The sequence below is a fragment of the Viscerimonas tarda genome (assembly GCF_054601255.1).
In genome coordinates this window covers 150,008-158,231 of sequence record NZ_BAAHWV010000005.1, presented here as the reverse complement: position 1 = coordinate 158,231, position 8,224 = coordinate 150,008, and the positions used below count along the sequence as shown (strand labels likewise).

Below are 8,224 nucleotides of genomic sequence, written 5' to 3'. Positions count from 1 at the left end.
ACTGGCGCGAAGTATTGAAAGATGCACAGTGGTTCCACTGGACAGGCATCACTCCGGCCTTGTCGCAAGGCGCTGCCGATGCATGTCTGGAAGCCATCAAGGTGGCCAATGAATTGGGCGTAACCGTATCCACCGACCTGAATTACCGCAAGAATCTGTGGAAATACGGCAAAACAGCCTCCGAAGTCATGCCGGATTTGGTAGCCGGTTGCGATATAATTCTGGGCAACGAAGAAGATGCAGAAAAGGTATTCGGCATCAAGCCCGAAGGCTTTGATGTGGCTCATACGGGCGGCGAAGTGAATGCTGCCGAATTTGAATCGGTATGTACCCAGTTGCAGAAGAAGTTCCCGAGAGCCAGAAAAGTGATTATCACCTTGCGCGGTTCCATCAATGCCAACCACAACACTTGGGGCGGTTGCCTGTATTCGGACAAGCTGTATCAGTCTAAGCGTTACGACATTACCCACATTGTGGACCGTGTTGGCGGCGGCGATTCGTTTATGGGCGGATTGATTTACGGGCTAATCAGCTACCCGGCAGATGACCAGAAGGCTTTGGAATTTGCAGTAGCGGCCTCGTGCCTGAAGCACACCATCTATGGCGACTTCAACCTGGTAAGCGTACCGGAAGTAGAAAACCTGATGAAGGGAGACGGTTCGGGACGCGTTTCGAGATAAATTAAAAACAACTAAAAAAATAAAAATGAAAGAACTAAATAAAAGTACGGTAGAAAAGAAAGAACTACCTAAAAAAATTCTACAGTTTGGTGAAGGTAATTTTCTTCGTGCATTTGTAGATTGGATGATTGACAAGGCGAATAATACGGGTGTGATGAATCACGGTGTTGTTGCCGTACAGCCGATTGCCCAAGGTCTGGCCGAATTGCTTCGTAAACAGGATTGTATGTATCATGTTTATCTTGAGGGAATTAAAGACAAGAAGCCGGTAAAAGAGGTGGCTTTGGTAAAAAGTATTGTGGATGCCTTGAATCCCTACGATCAATATGCCGAATACGAAAAATTGTTTCTGAGCGGCGAGCTGGAAATGATTATCTCGAACACAACCGAAGCCGGTATCCGTTACGAAGAAGGAGACGATTTGAATGCGCTGCCTCCTAAATCTTATCCGGCTAAAATGACGGCGCTGTTGTACAAACGTTTCAAAAAATTCAACGGCGACCCGAATAAGGGACTGTTGGTTATTTGCTGCGAATTGATTGAAGACAATGGATCGACTTTGCGCGAATATGTATTGAAACATGCCGAAGCCAACAAGCTGGGCGCGGATTTTATCAACTGGGTGAAAACCTCCATCCATTTCTACGACACGCTTGTTGACCGCATCGTGCCCGGATTCCCACGCGAAAATATCGACGAAATAAAAGCCGAATTGGGATTCAATGATAATCTGGTGGTAAAAGGCGAATATTTCCACGTGTGGGCTATTGGCGGCGACCCGATTATCAAGGAAAAATTCCCCTTGGATAAAGCCGGTTTGAATGTGTTGTTTATGGAGAGCATTAAGGATTTCCGCGCCAAAAAAGTGCGTATTCTTAACGGCGCTCATACGGCGATGGATCCTATTGCATTGCAACTGGGCTGTCAGACGGTGATGGATGCATTCAACATCCCCGAAGTAGAGAAGTATATCAACGAAATGGTTGCAAATGAAGTTCTTCCCGTCATAAACGAAGACCCTGAAGAATTGAAAATCTTTGCCGCCAAAATAGTAGAACGCTTCTACAATCCGTATTTGAAACATTACCTGAAAGATATTTCGCTGAATTCAATATCGAAATGGGAAGCCCGCGATTATCCTACCGTGTATGACAACTACAAGAAGCTGGGCAAGAATGCCAACCTGGCAATCTTCTCGTTTGCAGCCTTGTTGGTGTTGTACAGCGGAAAATCGGAAGTAGAATTTACGCCGAACGATACCCCTGAATTCCTCCAGTTTATCCAATCGACATTCGATGCCAAAGACATTAAAGCTTGGGTTAGCGGTATTGTGAACAACAGGCAAATATGGAAAGAAAACTTTGCCGAAGTGCCTTTCTTCATCGACGAAGTAACGAAGGATGTGGAAGCAATTCTTGGAAAAGGAATAAAGGAAGCTCTGAAAGAGATTATCTGATTCTTGGAAATAAATGACTGTCATCCCGTGCTTGACACGGGATCTCCTGACAAAGGTTCAAAACAGGCGCCTTTGTCAGGAGATTGCGGGTCAGGCCCGCAATGACAGTTCTAATAATTAATAAACTAAAAAAATAAAATTATGGCTATAGGTTGTTTGTATTGTGATAAAAATCAAACGCTGGACGATTTGATGATTAAAATAGCTGATTTGGGCGTGTCAACGGTTTTTCTGTTCAAGGAACAAACCTATCACGGACGGTGTCTGGTTGCCTACAAAGATCACGAGGTAGAATTATTCCAATTAAGTGATGCCGGTTTGTTGGCATACATGAAGGATGTGAATAAGGTAGCGGCGGCTATGAAAAAGGTATTGAACGCCGAAAAAATCAATTATGGCGCTTATTCCGACAAATTGAAACACCTGCATTTTCACCTGATACCGAAGTATGTTGACGGGCCGGATTATGGCGGTGTATTTGCCATGAATCCGCAACAAAAATACTTGACCGATGCCGCATACGCCGACTTGGTTGGTAAAATAAAGAAAGAGCTGGAACATGAGTAAGTATTTGGTAATAAGCCTTTCGGACAATGTTGCTGTTGCAATAGAAGATCTGAAAGAAGGCGATGTTGTAACTGTCAATGCTTCGGCAATTACGATAAAAAATCAGATTGATACCGGCCATAAGTTTGCCATTCGCCCGATAAAAAAGGACGAAAATGTCATAAAATACGGCTATCCTATTGGTCATGCCTTGTCCGATATTGCGGTGGGTGAGCATGTGCATACGCACAATGTGAAAACAAACCTGCACGACAATCTGCAATATTCCTACGTGCCGGTGCATCCCAAACTCAGTATTCCCAAGAGTAACCTGACCATCAACGCCTACTTGCGCGCCGACGGACAGATGGGCATACGCAACGAGTTGTGGATTGTGCCCACGGTTGGGTGCATCAACGGACAAGCCCAGGCAGTTGTTGAACGGGTGAAGAAAGAACTGGATGTCAGCCATATAGACGATATACGCGTTTACACCCACAACTATGGCTGCTCGCAATTGGGCGCCGACCACGAATCAACGAAAAAAGCGCTGGCCGCCCTGACAAAACATCCGAATGCAGGCGGTGTGCTCGTTTTCAGCTTGGGTTGCGAAAATAACCAGCAATCCGATTTCAAAAAAGCAATGGGAAGCTGGGACGAAGACCGTGTGAGGTTTATTATTGCCCAAGAGGTGGAAGACGAGATAGAAACAGGATTCCAGTTGATGAAAGAACTTGTCGAAAACATGAAGAAAGACAAGCGTCAGCAACTGCCTCTTTCGCTGCTAAAAGTAGGACTGAAATGTGGCGGTAGCGACGGCTTTTCGGGAATTACAGCCAATCCGCTGGTGGGACAACTTTCCGACTGGTTGATAGGGCAGGGTGGAACAAGTATTCTGACCGAAGTCCCCGAAATGTTTGGCGCTGAGACAATTCTGATGAATCGCGCCAAGAATGAAACCGTATTTAATGAGACCGTTTCGTTGATCAATAATTTCAAAAACTATTTCCGCAAGTTCGACCAGGAGATATACGAAAACCCATCGCCGGGGAATAAAAAAGGCGGCATCACCACGCTGGAAGACAAATCGCTCGGTTGCACCCAAAAAGGAGGAAATTCGGAGGTAGTAGCAGTGCTGGATTATGCCGATCCCGCAACCGTACAAGGCTTGAACCTGCTGAATGCGCCGGGTAACGACCTGGTGGCCGCTTCGGCTTTGGCCCTGTCGGGTTGCCAGCTGGTACTGTTCACCACAGGACGCGGAACCCCATTCGGCAGCTTCGTACCCACCATGAAAATATCGACCAACTCAAGACTGTACGCCTTTAAGCATAACTGGATAGACTTCAATGCCGGCGTATTGCTCGAAGGTCAAAGCATGGAAAAAGTATTGAACGATTTCGTGAACTTCATAGTAGATGTCTGCAACGGCAAACACCTGAAACACGAAGAAACCGGATTTAAAGAAATTGCCATATTTAAAACAGGGGTAACACTTTGATTAATGGTTAGTGTGTAGATGGGCGCGGAGAGGTTTTTTCGCGCCTTTTTTTGTTGGCTGGCGCGGGGATTGTAGTGTTTGTTGCACAACTGCACAGTAAGGCTTTCAGCCTTAGCAAAACGAACCAAAAAGGCGCGAAGAAAAAATCTCCGCGCCTCCCCGTATAAAATCGTAAATATTAATCAACCGTTAACTTTCACCTGCTTCCCTTCCCATCGGCCAAAGGCGGCGATGGCTATAAAGCATATTAGTGGCAGGACGAATGAGATGCGTACTGATGACAGCGATTCGAACCATGTGGCTTCGTCTATCAACAATCCTTGTAGGGGTGGCATGAGGCAGCCGCCACCGATGGCTAAAATCAATCCGGCGGAAGCCAGTTTGGCATCGTCTCCCATTCCTTTCAGGGCGATTCCGTAAATGGTGGGGAACATCAGCGACATGCAGGCCGAGATGGCTACGAGGCAGTATAAACCTGTTATGCCGTGTATAAAAATGGCGCTCAATGTAAATGTGCAACCACCTATGGCTAAAACAGTCAGCAAGGCGCTTGGTTTGATGTATTTCAACAGGTAAGTGCAGAAAAACCGGCTGGAAACAAAAATTCCCATCGCTACCATATTGTAACCCTGTGCGGTGGCTTTGCTCATGCCCAATTCGGCTTCGGCGTACTGGATGATAAATGTCCACACCATAATTTGCACGCCCACATAGAATGTTTGCGCGATGACCGCCCAAATATATCGTTTATTTTTCAGGAGCCGTTTTGCAGTGGCTTTTGTCGAAGAATCGGTTGCATCATCAGTTGAGTAAACCACTTTCGGCAGCTTGGCGATGGCAAAAATGATGAAGAACAACAGCACAACTCCTCCCAGCATCAGGTAAGGCCCGCCGACTATATCCAGATCGGATTGTTGGATGACTGCGAGCGCTTCGGGGTTTGTATCGCCCAATGCTATTCGCTCGGCTTCGGTGGCCGTATTTAGTTTGGCCAGGATGAACTCCTTGGCTATCAACATCCCCGTCAGCGAACCGATGGGGTTGAATGCCTGTGAAAAATTGAGGCGGCGCGTAGCCGTTTCTTCCGGCCCCATCGACAGGATGTAGGGATTGGAGGTGGTTTCGAGGAATGCCAGTCCGCAGGTCATGATGAAATAGGCAATAAGAAACGCCCAGAAAGCCATGGCATTACCAGCCGGAATAAAGAGAAAACACCCCAGGGCATACAGTCCCAGTCCCACCAGAATGCCTTTCTTGTAATTGAACTTCTGAATAAAAATTGCTGCCGGTATAGCCATAAAACAATACCCGCCATAAAATGCAAACTGAACCAGCGAACTCTCGAAATTGGAGATCAGCAGGATGTTTTTGAACGCGGCGACCATTGGGTTGGTAATATCGTTGGCAAATCCCCACAACGAAAAAAGGGAGGTAACAAGAATGAATGGAAATAAATAGTTTTGCCCATTTTTTCCACGAAAAAAAGATTTACTTTCTTTTTGCATGATAAAGGTATTAGTTCAAGCTGTTGAATTACGCCAACAGTTTTTTTTTATTCGTATAAAATTAACGCTACGAATATACAATCTATTTGCTAGATAGCAAATTTTGTATAGGTCATTTTCCGGTTTTCCTCGTGTTTTGTTGCTACAACAAGGATTCGGTCAATGAAAATATCCGGTCAACAAGTGTCCATTTTTGCTCGGAAGATTGTCCTTTTTCCACCATTTGAAATTTGGAGACAAACTCTTCCCATTCGGCCTGACGCTCGTATGTCGCCAAACGTCCAAAGGCTTCATCCCAATCGAAATCGAGGGGCGTTTCTACCAGCATAAATGCCAAATCATCCATCACATATATCTCCATATCCAAAATACCGGCTCTGCGGATTCCCTGAGGAATTTCTTTCCAGATATTTTTACTGCTGTGCCAGAATTTATATTGCTCCAAGGTCTCCTTATTCAGTTTAAGGAACTGGCAATAACGCTTGACGGCAGGAGAAGCTGCTCTTTTATATCCTGATTTTAGATTCATATCTTCAATGATAGCCCCCTAAGTCCCCCTACGGGGGATTTAGGAGGCTGTTTATTATTTACTTATAAAGTGGCCCATAAGTCTGGCAGGCGCGGTAGTCCGCTCCTTCCTTATCCATGCCGAATGCGCCCCATGATGCGGGACGGAATATGGCGTTTTTATCCACATTGTGCATACTCACCGGAATCCGCAACATGGATGCCAGCGTAATCAGGTCGGCGCCGATGTGCCCATAGCTGATGGCGCCGTGATTGGCTCCCCAGTTATTCATCACCGAATACACATCCAGGAAGTTGGCGTCTTCGGTCAGGCGAGGGGCAAACCAGGTAGTAGGCCAGCCTTTGTCGGTTCGGTCGTCCAATATTTTGTGGGCTGCAGGGTCTATTTCCACTGTCCAGCCTTCCGCTATCTGAAGCACGGGGCCTAATCCTTTTACCAGGTTCAGGCGAACCATGGTGCAAGGCATACCATCACGTGTCAGGAATTTGGAAGAAAAGCCACCCCCACGGAAATATTCGCGATTGGCCGGCACCCAGGATGTAGCATCGAGGCAAGCTTTGGCTTCGGCTTCCGATATATCCCAGAATGGTTTCATGGCCGGTTTGCCGTCCTTGTCGCTCTGACGACCCGAACCATCCAATGAGGCGGCGCCGGAGTTAATCAGGTGGATGATACCGTTTTTAGCCGTACCGGTCAGTTTTTTCCCTGTTACACGTTCCACCGATTCGGGGCTCCAATAGGTGCGCACATCGGCAAATATTTGAGCGGTGTTGGTCAGCAAGTAACCAAATAGCATGGCTGTACCATTCAAGGCATCGTTTTCGGTTGCCAAAACGTATGGCGCACGAATGCCGTTCCAGTCGTAAGATGAGTTGAGCAGCGCTTCGGTGAAGTCTCCATTCGGATAGAAATCCGTCCACTGCCGTTGTCCCTGGAATCCGGCTGCTATGGCATTGTGTCCCAGCGATTCTTCGCCAAATCCCATTTCTTTCAGTTTCGGATTGCCTTCCAACAAGTCGCGGACGATTAGGGTCATTTTAACCACAAATTCCCAGTCGGAATCTTTTCCGGCACGGTCTTTCTGCAAGTCCCCCCGGTTACAAATATCTTCGTATTCTTTGCAGTTGGCTTTGGCCCAGGTCAGGGCTTTTTGGTATTCGTCTTTATCGTAAATGCCCAAGGTCATGCGGCGGATAATTTCCACTTCGTCGATGCCTTCGCAGCGCATACCCAGGTAGTCCTCAAAGAAGTCGGTGTTGACAATCGAACCGGCAATGCCCATACATACGGCTCCTATCGAGAGGTAAGATTTACCCCTCATGGTGGCCACGGCCAAAGCCGCTCTTGCAAACCGCAGGAGTTTGTCGGTTACATCGGCAGGGATAGTAGTGTCGGTTTGGTCTTGTACATGCTGCCCGTATATGCCGAATGCCGGAAGCCCTTTTTGCGCGTGGGCGGCCAGTACAGCTGCCAGATAAACGGCGCCGGGGCGTTCGGTTCCGTTAAATCCCCAAACGGCTTTTACGGTATGCGGGTCCATATCCATGGTTTCGCTGCCATAACACCAGCAGGGAGTAACGGTGAGTGTAATACCTACGTTTTCTCTTTTGAATTTTTCGGCACATGCGGCCGACTCGGCTACACGCCCGATAGTTGAATCTGCGATAACGCACTCAACGGGCGATCCATCGGGGTATTTCAGATTCTTTGATAGTAATTCAACTACGCTTTTTGCCATGTTCATGGTTTGAGTTTCCAGCGATTCGCGTACACCGCCCATGCGTCCGTCGATAGTCGGACGGATTCCTATTTTAGGCCATTGTCCTTGTAATTTTTTTGTTGCCATGATATTTTTTAATTAAGATTATAACCTGTTTAACTATATGACTCAGATTGCTAGCAAAGTTAGAACTAAAATCTGTCAACGACTTTCACTATTTCGATAAATAAATAGCATTATTTCGATATTATATGGCGCTGGAGTTGTTCTATTTGCTAAATATAAGT

General features: G+C 46.7%; 7 protein-coding genes. 4 read left to right on the top strand and 3 right to left on the bottom strand.

What is annotated here, in order from left to right:
* The 4 genes from ACYPWY_RS03745 to ACYPWY_RS03730 all read left to right on the top strand — a co-directional run.
* A partial coding sequence (locus ACYPWY_RS03745) for a PfkB family carbohydrate kinase (RefSeq protein WP_459684095.1) occupies positions 1-680 on the top strand: 680 nt, incomplete at its 5' end.
* Between the two features lie 25 nt (positions 681-705).
* The gene (locus tag ACYPWY_RS03740) at positions 706-2,136 is read left to right on the top strand and encodes a tagaturonate reductase (RefSeq protein WP_459684094.1); all 1,431 of its coding nucleotides are present in this window, start codon (positions 706-708) and stop codon (positions 2,134-2,136) included.
* Between the two features lie 141 nt (positions 2,137-2,277).
* A complete protein-coding gene (locus ACYPWY_RS03735) occupies positions 2,278-2,703 on the top strand; it encodes an HIT family protein (RefSeq protein ID WP_459684093.1) in 426 nt (141 codons plus the stop codon).
* Positions 2,696-4,183 (top strand): UxaA family hydrolase, encoded by a 1,488-nt coding sequence (locus tag ACYPWY_RS03730; RefSeq protein ID WP_459684092.1) that lies wholly within the window; start codon positions 2,696-2,698, stop codon positions 4,181-4,183. The genes ACYPWY_RS03735 and ACYPWY_RS03730 overlap by 8 nt, the downstream gene beginning before the upstream one ends.
* Before the next feature lie 182 nt (positions 4,184-4,365).
* Here the strand turns inward: ACYPWY_RS03730 and fucP are convergent, their stop codons facing one another.
* From fucP to fucI, 3 genes are all read right to left on the bottom strand, one after another.
* Positions 4,366-5,688 (bottom strand): L-fucose:H+ symporter permease, encoded by a 1,323-nt coding sequence (fucP, locus tag ACYPWY_RS03725; protein WP_459684091.1) that lies wholly within the window; start codon positions 5,686-5,688, stop codon positions 4,366-4,368.
* A 142-nt stretch (positions 5,689-5,830) separates the two neighbouring features.
* Positions 5,831-6,217 (bottom strand): L-rhamnose mutarotase, encoded by a 387-nt coding sequence (locus tag ACYPWY_RS03720; protein ID WP_459684090.1) that lies wholly within the window; start codon positions 6,215-6,217, stop codon positions 5,831-5,833.
* Positions 6,218-6,275: 58 nt separating this feature from the next.
* The gene (fucI, locus tag ACYPWY_RS03715; RefSeq protein ID WP_459684089.1) at positions 6,276-8,063 is read right to left on the bottom strand and encodes an L-fucose isomerase; all 1,788 of its coding nucleotides are present in this window, start codon (positions 8,061-8,063) and stop codon (positions 6,276-6,278) included.
* Between the last annotated feature and the right edge of the window lie 161 nt (positions 8,064-8,224).